Annotated in this window: 19 protein-coding genes; 9 read left to right on the forward strand and 10 right to left on the reverse strand. The window is 68.8% G+C overall.

The annotated features are described in order from the left end of the window. The first annotated feature begins 33 nt into the window (after positions 1 to 33). The 5 genes from DDF62_RS20975 to dnaQ are packed head-to-tail and all read left to right on the forward strand — an operon-like array spanning position 34 to position 3,748. Positions 34 to 936, forward strand: a complete 903-nt coding sequence (locus DDF62_RS20975; protein WP_101720414.1) for a pyruvate, water dikinase regulatory protein — start codon at positions 34 to 36, stop codon at positions 934 to 936. Then, a complete protein-coding gene (locus DDF62_RS20980; protein ID WP_116490902.1) occupies positions 933 to 1,538 on the forward strand; it encodes a Maf family protein in 606 nt (201 codons plus the stop codon). The genes DDF62_RS20975 and DDF62_RS20980 overlap by 4 nt, the downstream gene beginning before the upstream one ends. Then, complete coding sequence (gene aroE, locus DDF62_RS20985; protein WP_116490903.1) at positions 1,535 to 2,398, forward strand: shikimate dehydrogenase; 864 nt, start codon at positions 1,535 to 1,537, stop codon at positions 2,396 to 2,398. Before DDF62_RS20980 ends, aroE begins: the two co-directional genes overlap by 4 nt. Beyond that, the gene (gene coaE / locus DDF62_RS20990) at positions 2,395 to 2,994 is read left to right on the forward strand and encodes a dephospho-CoA kinase (RefSeq protein ID WP_116490904.1); all 600 of its coding nucleotides are present in this window, start codon (positions 2,395 to 2,397) and stop codon (positions 2,992 to 2,994) included. Before aroE ends, coaE begins: the two co-directional genes overlap by 4 nt. A gap of 31 nt (positions 2,995 to 3,025) precedes the next feature. Next, entirely contained in the window at positions 3,026 to 3,748 is a 723-nt protein-coding gene (gene dnaQ / locus DDF62_RS20995; protein WP_116490905.1) for a DNA polymerase III subunit epsilon, read from the forward strand. A gap of 183 nt (positions 3,749 to 3,931) precedes the next feature. On the opposite strand, the gene DDF62_RS21000 is transcribed toward dnaQ, so the two are convergent. The 5 genes from DDF62_RS21000 to ftsY form a co-directional block, all read right to left on the reverse strand. Further along, positions 3,932 to 4,738 carry an exodeoxyribonuclease III gene (locus tag DDF62_RS21000; RefSeq protein WP_116490906.1) on the reverse strand — a complete coding sequence of 269 codons (807 nt, stop codon included), beginning with the start codon at positions 4,736 to 4,738 and terminating at the stop codon, positions 3,932 to 3,934. Between the two features lie 251 nt (positions 4,739 to 4,989). Further along, positions 4,990 to 5,640: an outer-membrane lipoprotein carrier protein LolA gene (locus DDF62_RS21005; RefSeq protein ID WP_116490907.1), complete on the reverse strand. Its 651-nt coding sequence runs from the start codon at positions 5,638 to 5,640 to the stop codon at positions 4,990 to 4,992. Between the two features lie 149 nt (positions 5,641 to 5,789). Then, on the reverse strand, positions 5,790 to 6,359 hold the full coding sequence (locus DDF62_RS21010) for a MarR family winged helix-turn-helix transcriptional regulator (protein ID WP_116490908.1): 570 nt from the start codon (positions 6,357 to 6,359) through the stop codon (positions 5,790 to 5,792). 139 nt (positions 6,360 to 6,498) lie between these two features. Then, on the reverse strand, positions 6,499 to 7,107 hold the full coding sequence (locus DDF62_RS21015) for an inner membrane-spanning protein YciB (protein WP_165829009.1): 609 nt from the start codon (positions 7,105 to 7,107) through the stop codon (positions 6,499 to 6,501). Positions 7,108 to 7,111: 4 nt separating this feature from the next. Then, entirely contained in the window at positions 7,112 to 8,053 is a 942-nt protein-coding gene (gene ftsY / locus DDF62_RS21020; RefSeq protein WP_116490909.1) for a signal recognition particle-docking protein FtsY, read from the reverse strand. Between the two features lie 114 nt (positions 8,054 to 8,167). Here ftsY and DDF62_RS21025 point away from each other — a divergent pair, with 114 nt between their 5' ends. Continuing rightward, entirely contained in the window at positions 8,168 to 8,794 is a 627-nt protein-coding gene (locus DDF62_RS21025) for a trimeric intracellular cation channel family protein (protein ID WP_116490910.1), read from the forward strand. 34 nt (positions 8,795 to 8,828) lie between these two features. Here DDF62_RS21025 and DDF62_RS21030 read toward each other — a convergent pair whose 3' ends face one another. Then, positions 8,829 to 9,263, reverse strand: coding sequence for a GFA family protein (locus DDF62_RS21030; RefSeq protein ID WP_116490911.1), 435 nt, complete (start codon positions 9,261 to 9,263; stop codon positions 8,829 to 8,831). A gap of 167 nt (positions 9,264 to 9,430) precedes the next feature. Here DDF62_RS21030 and DDF62_RS21035 point away from each other — a divergent pair, with 167 nt between their 5' ends. Then, positions 9,431 to 9,841 (forward strand): thermonuclease family protein, encoded by a 411-nt coding sequence (locus tag DDF62_RS21035; protein ID WP_116490912.1) that lies wholly within the window; start codon positions 9,431 to 9,433, stop codon positions 9,839 to 9,841. Here DDF62_RS21035 and DDF62_RS21040 read toward each other — a convergent pair. From DDF62_RS21040 to dapF, 4 genes are read right to left on the reverse strand one after another with little or no spacing between them, the layout of a single operon-like run. Further along, positions 9,838 to 10,809, reverse strand: coding sequence for an endonuclease/exonuclease/phosphatase family protein (locus tag DDF62_RS21040; protein ID WP_244286898.1), 972 nt, complete (start codon positions 10,807 to 10,809; stop codon positions 9,838 to 9,840). The genes DDF62_RS21035 and DDF62_RS21040 overlap by 4 nt on opposite strands. Next, entirely contained in the window at positions 10,806 to 12,137 is a 1,332-nt protein-coding gene (gene mtaB, locus DDF62_RS21045) for a tRNA (N(6)-L-threonylcarbamoyladenosine(37)-C(2))-methylthiotransferase MtaB (protein WP_116490913.1), read from the reverse strand. Before mtaB ends, DDF62_RS21040 begins: the two co-directional genes overlap by 4 nt. Next, the gene (locus DDF62_RS21050) at positions 12,134 to 13,045 is read right to left on the reverse strand and encodes an SDR family NAD(P)-dependent oxidoreductase (RefSeq protein ID WP_116490914.1); all 912 of its coding nucleotides are present in this window, start codon (positions 13,043 to 13,045) and stop codon (positions 12,134 to 12,136) included. Before DDF62_RS21050 ends, mtaB begins: the two co-directional genes overlap by 4 nt. Beyond that, positions 12,958 to 13,812, reverse strand: a complete 855-nt coding sequence (dapF, locus tag DDF62_RS21055) for a diaminopimelate epimerase (protein WP_116490915.1) — start codon at positions 13,810 to 13,812, stop codon at positions 12,958 to 12,960. Before dapF ends, DDF62_RS21050 begins: the two co-directional genes overlap by 88 nt. A gap of 68 nt (positions 13,813 to 13,880) precedes the next feature. Here dapF and DDF62_RS21060 point away from each other — a divergent pair, with 68 nt between their 5' ends. Continuing rightward, positions 13,881 to 14,333: a hypothetical protein gene (locus tag DDF62_RS21060; protein ID WP_116490916.1), complete on the forward strand. Its 453-nt coding sequence runs from the start codon at positions 13,881 to 13,883 to the stop codon at positions 14,331 to 14,333. Continuing rightward, positions 14,330 to 15,106, forward strand: coding sequence for an ion channel (locus DDF62_RS21065; protein ID WP_244286899.1), 777 nt, complete (start codon positions 14,330 to 14,332; stop codon positions 15,104 to 15,106). The genes DDF62_RS21060 and DDF62_RS21065 overlap by 4 nt, the downstream gene beginning before the upstream one ends.

Below are 15,106 nucleotides of genomic sequence, written 5' to 3' on the forward strand. Positions count from 1 at the left end.
TTGGCGCCCGCTTGTCCCCAGAAGGCTCCCAGAGTGGTAAAGCAACCCTTAACGGATGATCCACAGGACAGTGCGTCGCCTGAGGCCGATCGCCACACCGCGCGGTTCGCGACCTACTTCCATATCCACTTGGTTTCGGACTCCACGGGCGAGACCCTGAACGCCATGGCGCGCGCGGTCTGTGCACGGTTCACCGATATCCTGCCGATCGAACACATCTACGCGCTGGTTCGTTCCATAAGGCAGCTGGACCGGGCCCTGGAGGAGATCGCCGGGGCGCCGGGGGTGGTCATGCACACCATCATCGACCCGAACCTGCGCTCGGCGCTGGAGGAAGGCTGCCGCAAGCTCGACATGCCGTGCATCGCCGCGCTGGATCCGGTGGTCAGCGCCATGTCGCGCTATCTGGGCGCCAAGATCTCCACGCGCGTGGGCGCGCAGCACGCGCTGAACAACGACTATTTCGACCGTATCGAGGCCCTGGACTACGCCATCGCCCACGACGACGGCCAGGGTGGCCAGGATCTGACCCAGGCCGACGTGATCCTGGTGGGCGTCTCGCGCACTTCCAAGACGCCGACCTGCATCTATCTGGCCCATCGCGGCGTGCGCGCCGCCAACGTGCCGCTGGTGCCAGGCCGTCCGCCGCCCGAGCAGCTGTTCGAGCTGAAGAACACCCTGATCGTTGGCCTGATGACCACGCCCGAACGGCTGATCCAGATCCGCCGCAACCGCCTGCTGTCGCTCAAGGAGAATAGAGAGAGCGACTATATCGACACCGACAGCGTGCGCGCCGAGATCATCGCCGCCCGCCGCCTGTTCGAAAAGAACGGCTGGCCGATCATCGACGTCACCCGCCGTTCGGTGGAGGAAACCGCCGCGGCGATCATCAACCTGCTGTCGGGCGGCCGCGGCCAGGTCGAGGTGCTGGGATGAGCGCCTCCCCTCCCCCTATCGTGCTGGCCTCCACCAGCTGGACGCGTCAGACGATCCTCAAGAACGCCGGGGTTCCGTTCGAGGCCGTGGCCTCGGGTGTGGACGAAGAGGCCGCCAAGGCCGGCCTGCTGGCCGAAGAGGTGACGCCGCGCGACGTCGCCGACGCCCTGGCCGAGATGAAGGCGGTCAAGGTTTCCCACAGGCGGCCGGGCCTCGTGATCGGCTCGGACCAGACCCTCGAGCTGAAAGGCCGGCTGTTCGACAAGGTCGACACCCTCGAGGCCGCGCGCGCGCGCCTGCTGGAGCTGCGCGGAGAAATCCACAAGCTGCACTCCGGCGTCGTCGTGGCCCGCGACGGCCAGCCGATCTGGCGCATCGTCGAGACCGCCAAGCTGTCGGTGCGTCCGTTCAGCGAGGCCTGGCTCGACGGCTATCTGGAGCGCAACGGCGAGCAGATCCTGTCGTCTGTCGGCTGCTACATGCTGGAAGGCGAAGGCCTGCAGATGTTCGACCGTATAGACGGGGACTACTTCACCATCCTCGGGCTGCCGATGACCGGCCTGCTCGACTTCCTGCGCCTGCACGGAGCCCTTCAGGCATGAGTTTCAAGATTACCGGCCAGGCCCTGGTGGCCGGCGTCTGCGGCCAGCCGATCGTTCACTCGATGAGCCCGCTGCTGCACAACGCCTGGCTGGCGGCCGCCGGGATCGACGGCACCTATGTGCCGATGGGTCCGCGCGAAGATCGGTTCGAGGCCTTCGTGAACGGCTTCCGGGGCGGTGTGATCCGAGGCCTCAACGTCACCATCCCCTTCAAGGAAAGAGCGCTGGCCTGCGCCGACGAGGCCAGCGCCCTGGCGCGCCTGGCCGGCGCGGCCAACCTGCTGCGCTTCCGCGAGGACGGCACGATCTTCGCCGATAACACCGACGGACCGGGTCTCCTCGGCGCGATCGCCGCCCAGGCGCCGGACTTCGACGTCACAGCGGCGCCCGTGGTGATCCTGGGCGCCGGCGGCGCGGCGCGGGGCGCGGCGGCGGCCCTGCTGCTGGCCGGCGCGCCCAAGGTCGGGATCGTCAACCGCACGGTCGCCAAGGCCCAGGCCATCGCCGACGCCCTTGGCGACAAGGTCACGGCGGCCGGCGAGAACGCCCTGCCCGCCCTGCTGGCCGACGCGGGCCTCGTCATCAACGCCACCTCGCTGGGCCTGGGCGGCGGCGATGGTCCGCCGGCCGACCTCACGCTTACTCCCGAAGGCTGCGTGGTGATGGACATGGTCTACAAGCCGCTGCGCACCGAGTTCCTGGCGCGGGCGCAAGCCGCTGGCCGGCCCACGGTGGACGGCCTGGAAATGCTGCTGCTGCAGGCCGTGCCGTCGTTCGAAGCCTTCTTCGGCCAGCCGCCTCCGGCCGATGTCGATGTTCGCGCTGTCGCCCTGGCGCATCTGGGGCAAGGCGCGAAATGATCATCCTTGGCCTCACCGGCTCCATCGGCATGGGCAAGTCGACCACGGCCAAGATGTTCGAGGCCGAGGGCGCGCCGGTCTACGATTCCGACGCGGCCGTGCATGCGCTCTATTCCGTGGGCGGGGCGGCCGTGGCGCCGGTCGAGGCGGCGTTTCCGGGCGTCGTGGTCGACGGCGCGATCGATCGTGCGCGGCTCAGCGCCCAGGTGGTCGGCGATCCCGAGGCGCTGGAGAAGCTGGAGGCCATCGTCCACCCGCTGGTCGGCGCCCATCGCATCGGCTTCTTCGAGAAGGCGGAAAAGGACGGCCACGACATCGTCGTGCTCGACGTGCCCCTGCTGTTCGAGACCGGCGGCCAGAAGAACGTCCACAAGGTGGTGGTGGTCAGCGCGCCGGCCGACGTCCAGCGCGAGCGGGTGCTGGCCCGCCCCGGCATGACGCCTGAGAAGTTCGAGGCGATCCTGGCCCGCCAGCTGCCCGACGCCGAGAAGCGCGCCCGCGCCGACTTCGTGGTCGATACGGGCAAGGGCCTGGCGGCCGCCCACGACCAGGTGCGCGACATCCTGACCCTGTTGAGAACCTCCGCCCAAGCTTGATGCCGGAGTCGAACCGGCCCATTGAAAGGCCATGGCCCGGGAAATCATCCTCGACACCGAAACCACCGGCTTCGATCCGAAGACGGGCGACCGCCTGGTCGAAATCGGCTGCATCGAGGTGGTGGACTACATGCCGACCGGTCGGTCGTTCCACGAGTATTGCGACCCGCTGCGCGACATGCCGGCCGAGGCCGAGAAGGTGCACGGCCTGTCGGCCGCCTTCCTGACCGGCAAGCCGAAGTTCCACGAGATCGCCGACAAGTTCCTGGAGTTCGTCGGTGACAGCGTCGTCGTGGCCCACAACGCCTCGTTCGACCGTAGCTTCGTCAATTTCGAGCTGGAAAAGTGCGGCCGCCCGCCGCTGCCCGAAGAGCGCTGGGTGGACACCCTGGCCATGGCCAAGAAGCGCTTTCCGGGCATGTACAACTCGCTCGACGCGCTCTGTAAGCGTTTCAAGATCAGCCTCGACAGCCGCGACAAGCACGGGGCGCTGATCGACTCCCACCTGCTGGCCGAGGTCTATCTCGAACTGCAGGGCGGCAAGGAACGCGCGCTCGAACTGACCCACGCGGTGGCGGCCACCGCCGTCAGCGCCGCCCGCGCCGGCGGCTACGGCGCCCGCCCGCGCCCCCTGCCCTTCCGCTCGACCGAGGCCGAGCGCGCGGTGCACGCCGACTGGGTGAAGTCGACCCTGAAGGACAAGGCCGTCTGGCTGAAGTTCGATCTGCCGGAGCTGGCGCCGGCGGCGGAATGACCTTGGAAAACCTCTCCCATAGGGAGAGGGAGGGGCCCGCCGCATAGCGGTGGGAGGGTGAGGGGTTTCGCCCTCACCGTATGCCCAAGATCGTGCCGGCACGCCGGCCGACGTCGTAACCCCTCATCCTCCCATGCTGCGCATGGGCCCCTCCTTCTCCCTATGGGAGAAGGTAAAAGGGCTTCAGACCTTCAAGTCCGCCGTGACCGGCGCGTGGTCGCTGGGGCGTTCCCATTCGCGCACCGTGTCGTGCACCTGGGCCGAGACCTTGCCGTCGACGATGGCCGCGTCGCGCAGGCCGGGGCTGGCGAGAATGTGGTCCAGGCGCAGGCCGCGGTTGGACTTGCGGAAGTCGGCGGCGCGGTAGCTCCACCACGAGAACAGCTTTTCCGGCTCGGGCACAGCCAGGCGCGGCAGGTCCAGCAGGTCCATCGACTTGATCATGGCGTCGAAAGCCTCGAGCTCGGCCGGGGTGTGGCTGACCACCTTCAGCATCTGGCGGTGGCTCCAGACGTCGTTCTCGCCCGGCGCGATGTTGAGGTCGCCGGTGACGATCAGCGGCGCCTTGGGATCGCGCGTCTTCAGGGCCGCCGTCAGGGTCTCATAGAAATCCAGCTTGTGGTCGAACTTCGGGTTGGCGACCCGGTCGGGCAGGTCGCCGCCCGCCGGGATGTAGAAGTTCTGGATCTCGACGCCGGCAACCTTCACCGCCACGCAGCGGGCATGGCCCTCGCGGCAGTTCATCAGCGTCGGAACGTCCTCGATCGGCAGGCGCGAGGCGATGGCCACGCCGTGCCAGCCCTTCTGGCCGGCGATCTTGATATGCGGCAGGCCCATGGCCTCGAAGGCCTCGCGCGGGAACTCGCCGTCCTGGCACTTGATCTCCTGCATGCACAGGACATCGGGGGCGGCTTCGTCGACGAAGCGGGCGGCCTGCTCGGCGCGCAGGCGGACGGAATTGACGTTCCAGGTGGCGATACGGAGGCGCATGCCGCTCCCCTACCTGCACCGCTCGTAGACCACAAAGAAAAACGCCCGGACACACGAGGCGTCCGGGCGAAAGTCAGGTCTCTCATGCCGCCGCCGGGAGGGGATAGATCCGGCACGGTTTGCGAAGAGCGGGTCGGGCGCTCATCGCCATGCGTGATAAAAGTGCCACGCCGAAACTTTTAGTCAAGCGAAAAACCGCTTATCTATTGCATGTTGTGAGAATGTCACAAACCGGCTTGCTTGCACGGATGTCAGCCGGTGGCCGGCTTGCCCGTGCGGCGGCGCGGATCGGTCAATACGAACAGCTTCGGATCGATGGCGCCGACCTTGTCCAGGCCCGACAGGCGCACGCGGGTCTGGCCGCCCTTCACGTCGCTGATGGTCCAGCCGATCAGCTCGGGCGCGCTGCTGAAGTTCATCTCCAGCCGACCCAGGGTCTGCCGCTTGGCGTCCTGGGCGACGATCGTGAAGCCGTCGGCCAGCTTGCGCACGCTGGTGATCTTCACGCCGCGGTCCAGGCGCACCTCGCGCGCCAGCAGCAGGGCCAGCGGCGTGCGGCTGAGCGGATAGCTCTCGAAGGTCTTGAGCCGGCTGTCGAAGATGTTGACGTTGTTGCCGTTGCTGACGACCAGCAGGCCGTTGGGGCCGTCATATTCGAACCGCGCCTTGCCCGGGCGTTGCAGCCAAAGGGTGCCCTGGGTGGTCACGCCGCGCGGATCGGTCTGGACGAAGCGGCCCTTGGCGTTGGACAGGCCCTGGATATAGGCCGTGGCCTTGGCGATCAGCGCCTTGTCCTCGTCCGACAGCTCCTGGGCCAGGGCCGGCGCGCCGAAGGCGGCGGCCATCAGGCCCGCGCCGCCGGCGGCGATCAGGGTGCGACGGTTCATGGTGGTCTGCGTCATGCGAACTCCTTCACCTCCACCTTTGCCCTGTACGCGCGTCGCGGGAAAGGCCATGGAGCGGCCGTTTTCCGGCGCTGCGATGAAGGGCCGTTCAGGTTGGGGCTGAAGGAAACGCCGCCGAACGGTGGAGGTTTCGCGGCGAAGCCGGCTCAGGCCGCCTTCTTGGCGTCCTTGTCCTTCTTGGCCTTCTTTTCCTTCTTCGGCTTGTCGGCCTTTTCCGCCTTGGGTTTCTTGGCCTTCGGCTCGGGACGCGGCGCGGTCAGGTCTACCGCGGCCATCTCGGCCAGAAGGTCGAGGAAGCCGTCGCGCTTGCTGGCCTTCAGCAGCGACAGGATGCGGGCGTCGGCGGCGGCCACGCGCGGCAGGCTCTCTTCCAGGATCAGCCGGCCGGCTTCGGTGAGGCGCACGGAGTTGGCGCGGGCGTCCTGTTCCGAACGCTGACGTTCCAGGTGGCCCTTGGCGATCATCCGGGCGACCATGTCGGCCAGGGTCGACCGGTCGATGCCGGTGGCCTTGACCAGGCCCGTCTGGGTGACGCCCTCGTGCTGGGCCACGGCGGCCAGCACGGCGAACTGGCGCTGGGTGATCCCGCCGGCGCCGGTCTCTTCCACATAGATGTCGAGGGCGGTCTGCAGCACCCGATGCAGCAGGTGGCTGGGCGAGCGGTCCAGCACTCCGACCTCGCGCGTCGCGCCCTTGTCACTCTTGTGCTTGGCCATGTCGTCCGCCCCATTTCCGCTGACGGACGTCCAGCTAGCACGTCAACGCGTCGGTTTGACGACAGATGGTCCGTGGTCGGTAGATGCTCCCCTTTGGGGGAGCTGTCGGGAAGCGATGAAAGGGACCGCGCCGGGCGGATCAGAACCCGGCGTCGGGCGGCTCGGGGGTCTTCTGGTCGTCCGGCTTGGCCATGTGCTTCATGATGAAGGGCGTCTGGGTCAGCGAGAAGACGATGGCCAGCGGCAGCAGGGCGATGCGGAACTTCACCCAGGTCGGCGTGTCCTGGGTCAGGCGCACCACCTCGTTGGCGATCGCCGCCAGCGCGAAATAGCCGCCGTAGCGCAGGGTCAGGGTCCGCCAGGCGGCGTCGGACATGTGCAGCGCCTCGCCCATCAGCGCCTTCAGCGGCGCGCGGCCCAGGAACACCCCGCCGATCATGAAGGCCGCCAGCGCGCCGTTGACGACCGTGACCTTGATCTTGACGAACACGTCGCTGTGGAAGACCAGGCCCAGCACCCCGAACACCAGGGCCATCACGCCCGAGAACAGCGGCAGCAGCGCCACGCGCCGTTCGACGGCGTAGCCGACGACGAGCGCCAGGGCCGAGGCGGCGACCAGCACCCAGGTGGCGGTCTGGAAGTTCTTGGTGACGAAATAGGTGACGGCGAAGGCGATCGGCGCGCCGTAGTCGACGGCGGTGCGCACCCAGGCGCTCTTCTTCTTGGCTTCGGACTTGGGGTCGGTCACGCGCTCAGTCCTCCAGGCCGACCAGCGAGCGCGAGAAGGCGCGGGCGTCGAACGGCTGCAGGTCTTCGATCCCCTCGCCGACGCCGATCAGCTTGATCGGGCTGTCCGAGGCGCGGGCGACGGGGATCAGCACGCCGCCGCGGGCGGTGCCGTCCAGCTTGGTCATGACGATGCCGGAAACGCCGACGCTGTTGCCGAACACCTTTTCCTGGGCCAGCGCGTTGCGGCCGACGGTGGCGTCGAGCACCAGCAGGGTCTCGTGCGGGTAGTCGGGATCGACCTTCTTGACCACGCGGATGACCTTGAGCAGCTCGTCCATCAGGCCCTGCTTGTTCTGCAGGCGGCCGGCGGTGTCGATCAGCACCACGTCGTAGGCTTCGGCCTTGGCGCGCTCGACGGCCTCGAAGGCCAGGGCGGCGGCGTCGCTGCCGGTGGGCTTGGACATGAAGTCGGCGCCGGCTCGGTCGGCCCACACCTTCAGCTGCTCGACGGCGGCGGCGCGGAAGGTGTCGCCGGCGGCGATCAGGACGCGGGCGCCCTTCTCGGTCAGGTCGGCGGCGATCTTGCCCAGGGTCGTGGTCTTGCCCGAGCCGTTGACGCCGATGAACAGCACGACATAGGGACGCGGACCGTCCAGCGGATCGAAGCGGCCTTCGCGGTCGGCCAGCTCGGCGGTGATCAGCTCGGCCAGGGCTTCCTTGACCTCGCGGTCGCTCGAGGCCTTGCCGAAGCGGGCCTTGCCGAAGGCGTCGGTTATGCGGGCGGCGATCTGCGGGCCGAGGTCGGCCTCGATCAGCATCTCCTCCAGCGCGTCGAGCTGTTCCTGGTCCAGCGGCTTCTTGGTGAAGGCGCCGGTCACCTGCTCGGTCATCGCCTGGGACGACCGGGTGAGGCCGGCCGTTAGACGCTGGAACCAGCCTTGTTTCTGCGAGGGCTTTTCGCTCATCCGCGCTCCTGTAGCGACCCGGCGGGAAAAGTGAAGAAGAGATTCACGATTCGAGGTTAGCGCGGCGGCGGTGGAACGGTTGCGCTTGGGCTCCGACCATGGCGTTTAGAGAACATGGATCCGTTGGCCGCCGCTCTTTTCTGGCTCGATTACGCCGCCGCCGCCGTGTTCGGCGCGACCGGCGCGCTGGCGGCCGCGCGGCGCAAGCACGACATCATCACCTTCGGTTTCTTCGCGGCGATCACGGGCGTCGGCGGCGGCACGCTGCGCGACCTGTTGATCGGCGCGCCGGTGTTCTGGATCCAGCGGCCCGGCTACATCCTGGCCTGCCTGGCCGCCGCCCTGGTGATCTGGCTGCTGGGCCAGCGCGGCTGGCGGTTCCGGGCCCTGCTGTGGCTGGACGCCCTGGGCATGGCCGCCTACGCCGTGGTCGGCACGGCCAAGGCCCTGAGCCTGGGCGTGCATCCCTTCACCTCGGTGATCATGGGCGTGCTGACGACGGCCTTCGGCGGGGTGGTGCGCGACGTGTTGGCCGAGGAGCCCAACCTGCTGCTGCGCCGCGAGATCTACATCACCGCCGCCCTGCTGGGCGCGGCCGTGTTCGCGATCCTGCAATGGTGGCGCGTGCCGTTCTGGCCGGCGGGGATCGCCGGCTTCGCCGCCGCCTTCGGCCTGCGGGCCTGCGCGATCAAGTTCGGCTGGAGCCTGCCAGGATTCATGGGCGGGGAAGAGAAGTCCTAGCTCCTCCCACGCGAAGCGGGGGAGGTGTTGGTGTTCACGTATCGACGTCCGGATGCTGGCGGCTGACCACCGGGCTCGCCGATCCGCCTATCGGCGGACGCACGGGCATGTCGGCCAGATGCTCCATCCAGGCCGGGCGGGTTGCGATCGCCAACTGGACCACGGGCTCCACGGCCGACGGATCGTCGAAGGCGAAGACGGCCAGGTCGATCTTCTCCTGGCTCCATTCGTAGGTCAGCGGCGTGCCGCAGCCGGCGCAGAAGCCGCGGCGGATCGTATCCGAGCTCTGGAAGGTCGCGCGCTCGCCCCGGGTCCAGGTCAGGTCGGCCAGGTTTACGGTGACCAGGGCCCCGAACGGGCCGCCGAACGCCTTCTGGCACATCCGGCAATGGCAGATGGAGGCCCGGCCGGGCTGGCCTTCCACCCGGAACCGCACCGCGCCGCACTGGCAGCCGCCGCTCAAGCCCATGATCCCCTCCACAAGCAGGGCGGCACCTGAGGTCAGATCCCGCGTGACAGCAAGGCCCGACGCGGTGTCCAACGGACGCAGTAATGCGTTCGAGTTAGTAAAACGTGAGAAAATACAACTGCTTCGATAGGGCGTACCGATTCCTCTCGCGCAAGGCGGAGGGATCGATGAAGGGCTGGGGACTGGTTCTGGCGACGGCGCTCCTGGCGGCGCCGGCCGTGGCGCTGGCCGATCCGTGCGAGGGCGCCCTGCCCGCGCCCGGCGCGCGCTTCGATGGGCCGGTCCGCTATGTCGGCGACGGCGACAGCCTGTGCGTGGGCCGCGGCAGCGACCCGTCGACCTGGATCGAGGTGCGGGTGTCGGACTTCTATGCGCCGGAACTGAACTCACCCGGCGGCCGGGCGGCCAAGACCATGCTCGAGGACGTTGTCTGGCGGCAGTACCTGCAATGCCGGGCGATCAAGCATTCCTACGACCGGGTGGTGGCCCGCTGCACCATCGACGGCGCGTCGGTGGGCGACCTGCTGCGCGCGCGCGGCGGCGTCGAGGGCGGCAACGGCCGGGGCGGCCGCCGCTAGGTCTTCGGCGTCAGCAGGAAGGTCACGCGATAGCCGTCGTGGTCCGACAGGACCGGCTCGTGGGCGCCGTCGAAGGTGGCCTCCACGCGGGTCGGCGTGACGTCGACCTTGTCGCCGTCGAGGAAGCCGATCAGGTCCTGGGTGTCGAGCCAGGGCGCGTCGCCGTCATAGGAGATCTGGGTGTCGCAGGCGCCCGGCAGGTTGTGGCACCAGCGGCTGACCACCTCGAACGGATAGTCGGCCATCACGTAGTCGAACCGGTCGGGCGCGTGCATGACGTTGAAGTCGCCGCCGACGATCAGCGGCGCGCCGGGCGTGCGGTCGGCGGCCATGAAGCGCTTGAACTCGTCGGCCTGCAGGTGGTGGGCCATGCGGTTGCGCGACCGGGGCACGCGCGAGGCGCCTTTGGAATTGAGGTGGGTGTCGGCCACCTCGACCGGCGTGGGCAGGCCCGGAACGTTCAGGCTGACCAGCATCACGCCCTTGTTGGCCAGGCAGTCCAGGCCCGCGCAGTAGTGATAGGCGTGCGACTTGACGTCCTCGATGGGATGGTTGCTCAGCACCCACAGGCCGCTGGAGCCCCACTTGCCCAGGCCCTCGCCCTTCCAGCGATAGGCCACGCGGCGATAGTCGGGCTTCTCGCCCCTGGCCCACAGGCTGGCGTCGCGCTGCTTCCGCTTGGGACCGCGCGCCACGTAGGGGTAGCCTGAGCGGTCGATCAGCTCGCCGATCTCCTTACGGAAGCCCTCCTGGATCAGGACGACGTCGGGCTCGGTTCCCTCAGCGCGCATCCTGGCCAGTTCGTCGCCGATCTTCTTCAGCGCCTCGCCGCGACCCTTCTTCACCGGCCAGGGCAGGCCGGCGACGTTGTAGGTCATGACGCTGAAGGTGACCGGCGCCTCCTGCGCCAGCGCCGTCGCCGGGACGGCGAGCAGGGCGGCGAGGACGGCCGCGAGCAGGCGCCTCAAGCGGCCAGCTCGGCGATCACGCGGGCTCCGTCGTGGCCGGTGACGCGGAAGGCCACGATCTCGCCGGCCGGCGCCTCGCCGGTGAAGGCGATCTCGGTGAAGTCTTCGGCGCGGGCCAGGCCGTCGCGCTCGACCAGGCCCGGCAGCACGCGGCCGACCTGGGCGGCCAGGTGGCGTTCCAGGCCGCGCTGGCCGGCTTCGCGCAGGCGCTTGGCGCGGTCCTTGATCACCGGGCCCTTCACCGGCGGCATCCGCGCGGCCGGCGTGCCGGGGCGGGCGCTGTAGGGGAAGACGTGCAGGAAGGCCAGACCCGCCTCCTCGACGAGGCGGACGGTGTTCTCGAACGCCTCCTCGCTCTCGGTCGGGAAGCCGGCGATCAGGTCGGCGCCGAAGGCCACGTCCGGGCGCACGGCCCGCACGCTGGCCACCAGGTTCAGCGCGTCGGTGCGATTGTGCCGGCGCTTCATGCGCTTGAGGATCAGATCATCGCCGGCCTGCAAGCTCAGGTGCAGGTACGGCATCAGCCGGGGCTCTTCGGCGAACAGCTTCAGCAGGTCGGGGTCGATCTCGGCGGCGTCGATCGACGACAGGCGCAGGCGCGGCAGGTCGGGGACCATGCGCAGGATGCGGCCCACCAGCTGGCCCAGGGTCGGCTCGCCCGGCAGGTCGGCGCCCCAGGAGGTGACGTCGACGCCGGTCAGGACGACCTCGCGATAGCCTTCGGCGGCCAGCTTGCGCACCTGCTCGACGACCTCGCCGGCCGGGGCCGAGCGCGAGTTCCCGCGGCCATAGGGGATGATGCAGAAGGTGCAGCGGTGATCGCAGCCGTTCTGCACCTCGACATAGGCGCGGGCGCGGTCCTTCAGGCCGTCGATCAGGTGACCGGCGGTCTCCTTGACCGACATGATGTCGTTGACCCGCACGCGGGCCGTGGTCTCGACCAGGGCGCCGGGGGCGGCCTTCTCGGCGTTGCCGAGCACCAGGTCGACCTCCGGCATGGCGGCGAAGGCGGCCGGGTCGATCTGGGCGGCGCAGCCGGTGACGATGATCCGCGCGCCGGGACGCTCGCGGCGGGCCTTGCGGATCGCCTGGCGGGCCTGGCGCACGGCCTCGTTGGTCACCGCGCAGGTGTTGAACACCACGGCGTCCGAAAGACCATCCGCGGCGGCGCGGGCGCGCATGGCCTCGCTCTCATAGGCGTTCAGGCGGCAGCCGAAGGTGACGACGTCGACGCCGTTGGCGCCGGGCATGGTCACGGCCGGACCGCCCTCCTCGCCCACTTCGGGCTTGGGCTTCGGCTGGGCCTTGATGACGGTGTAGACGCTCATGACGCGATGAACGCCGCGAAGGCGTCCTTCCAGTCGTCGTGCCAGCGCGACAGGGCCGGGCGGTTCTCGATGACGTCGCCCATGGCCCAGGCCATGCGCTTTTCGTCCAGGGCGCGCGGCACGTCGTTGTCCGGGCACAGGATGTAGAAGTCGCCGGCGGCGATGCGGGCCAGCATGAAGTGGACGACCTGCTCGGATGTCCAGGCCGCGTCGGGCTTGCCGCCCGGGCCGCGCTTGGTCATGCCGGTGAAGGTGTAGCCGGGGATCAGCAGGTGGGCGCTCACCTGGCAGTCGACGATCTCGCGCAGGGTGTGGGCGAGCCCCTCGGTCAAGGCCTTCACCGCCGACTTGGAGACGTTGTAGGCCGTGTCGCCCGGCGGCTGGGTGATGCCCTGCTTGGAGCCGGTGTTGATGATCAGGCCAGGGCGGCCGCTCTCGGCCATCTCCTCGCCGAACACCTGGACGCCGTTGATCACGCCCCACAGGTTGACGTCGAGGATGCGCTTCCAGGCGTCGTCGCCCGAGAAGGCGTCGCCGCCGCCGCCCACGCCGGCGTTGTTCATCAGCACGTCGACGGCGCCGAAGCGCTCGATGGCGACGTCGCGCAGGGCCTCGACGGCGGCGCGGTCGGCCACGTCGGTGGGCACGGCCAGGGCGCCGATCGCCTCGGCCTCTTGCTTCAGCTTGCGGCCGGTGACGTCGGCCATGACCACGTTGAGACCCAGCTCGACGAAGGCCTTGGCGGCGGCCAGGCCGATGCCGTCGGCCGCGCCGGTGACGACGGCGGTCTTGCCGGGCGCGAGGGCGGGGTGAAGCTCGCTCATGCGCTGACGGTCTCGGGCAGCTTGCCGGTGAACTCCAGGGCCACCGGGCCGGTCATGATCACGTGGCCGTCGGCCTCGCGCCATTCGATGACCAGCGGGCCGCTTTCGAACTCGACGGTGGCGACCCGATCGGTCAGGCCCCGGCGCACGGCGGCGACCTGGGCGGCGCAGGCGCCGGTGCCGCAGGCGGCGGTCAGGCCAGCGCCCCGTTCCCAGACCTTCAGCTTGATGTGGTCGCGCGACACGACGTGGGCGAAGCCGACATTGACGCCTTGCGGGAACAGCGGGTGGTGCTCGACCAGGCTGCCGGTCTTTTCGGCGAACTCGTCGCTGACAGGGGCGTCGACGAAGAACACCACGTGCGGATTGCCCATCGAGACGCAGACCGGGGTGTGCACCCACGGGGCGTCGATCGGGCCGACCTGCAGCTCGACCCGGGCGGTGTCCATTTCTTCGGCCAGCGGGATCTGCTCCCACGACAGGCGCGGCTGGCCCATGTCGACGGTGACGCGCTTGTCGCCGGCCATCACGCCCGACAGGCGCCCGGCGCTGGTGTCGAAGGTCACCGCGTCCTTGCCGCCCGACTGCATCAGCAGCCAGGCCACGCAGCGGGTGCCGTTGCCGCAGGCGCCGGCCGGCTCGCCGTCGGCGTTCCAGAAGCGCACATAGGCCGAGGCCCCTTCCGCCTTGGGCGGATCGATGGCCACCACCTGGTCGCAGCCGATCCCGCCCTGGCCGCGTTTGGCGATCGCGCGGATCTCCTCGGCGGAGGGTTCGAACGGCTGGGTGAGGGTCTCGATGACGACGAAGTCGTTGCCGAGCCCGTTCATCTTCAGGAAGGTGCGGCTCATGGCCGGGCTATATAGTCGAAAACTCGGCCCAGCGGCAGGGGATGCGGCGATCGGCCGGAGGGACGGGCTTGAAGTGTAATTTCGAGATCACGCAAGGGGTCGAGTTCACTGGCGCGTTCGGTTGCCTGGACGTCCACAACGCCTATGAACTGACGGCCGCCGAAGCCGAAGGCCAGCGGGTCGTCCTGCGTTTCGCCGCCAACCAGCACCGCTTTCCTGGCCGCCCCCTGGCGTTCGAGGTCGTCTTCGAAGGGGCGAGCCTGTTCGAGACCGACCTGCCGGCCGACCTTTCGGGCCTCTGCATCGAGGAGATCGGCTTTCTGGCTCCGGATGATCGGGACTATGGCCCGATCCTGGATCGCGGCCGGGCGGGCGATGGTGATCACCTGGCTTTCAAGTGGCAGATCGAGGCGCTGGAAGGCGTGGTGCGGATCGCGGCCGAAGCGGTCGAGGTTCGCGTGACGATCGGCGCTCCGGCGGAAGACGTTCGCCCCGCCCATCGCAAGAGGTGGTTGGCTTGACCGAAGACCTTCGTCTCAGGGCCCGACTGCGGTCCCTCTATCACGGCGCCTCGCCCGTGGCGGTGCGGTTCCGCTATGCGGTGATCCTGATCGACCTGATCATCATCGGCTTCTTCGTGGCCGCGCCGCTGATGCAGCACCACGGCGTGACCTTCTACCTGCTCGACTACGGGGTGGCGACATTCCTGGCCGCCGACCTGGTGGCCCGGGCCATCGCCCACGGCGACATGAAGAGCTGGCTGAAGAAGCCGATCATTTGGATCGACCTCTTCGTGCTGGCCACGCTGATGTTCCCCGCCTGGCTCTACAACTTTGGCTTCCTGCGGGTGCTGCGGCTATGGACCCTGGTGCACAGCGAGTTCTTCTGGCGCACGGTGGCCCGGCGCTACGACGACACCCGCATCGAGGACATCACCCGCGCGGCCTCGTCTCTGCTGACCTTCGTCTTCGTGGTGACGGGCTTCGTCTATTCCAGCTTCGCGGGCCGTCATGAGGGCATCGCCGGCTATGTGGACGCCCTCTATTTCACCGTCACCAGCCTGACGACCACGGGCTATGGTGACGTCACCCTGCCGGGCGTATGGGGCAAGCTGCTGTCGATGGCGGTGATGATCGGCGGGGTGTCGCTGTTCATCGGCCTGATCCAGTCGATCCTGCGGCCCCACAAGGTGACCTTCCCCTGCCCGGACTGCGGCCTGCGCAAGCACGATCCCGACGCGGTGCACTGCAAGGCGTGCGGCAAGCTGCTGTGCATCCCCGATGATGGCGTCTAG

It is taken from the genome of Caulobacter radicis, assembly GCF_003094615.1.
Taxonomy (GTDB): Bacteria; Pseudomonadota; Alphaproteobacteria; order Caulobacterales; family Caulobacteraceae; genus Caulobacter; species Caulobacter radicis.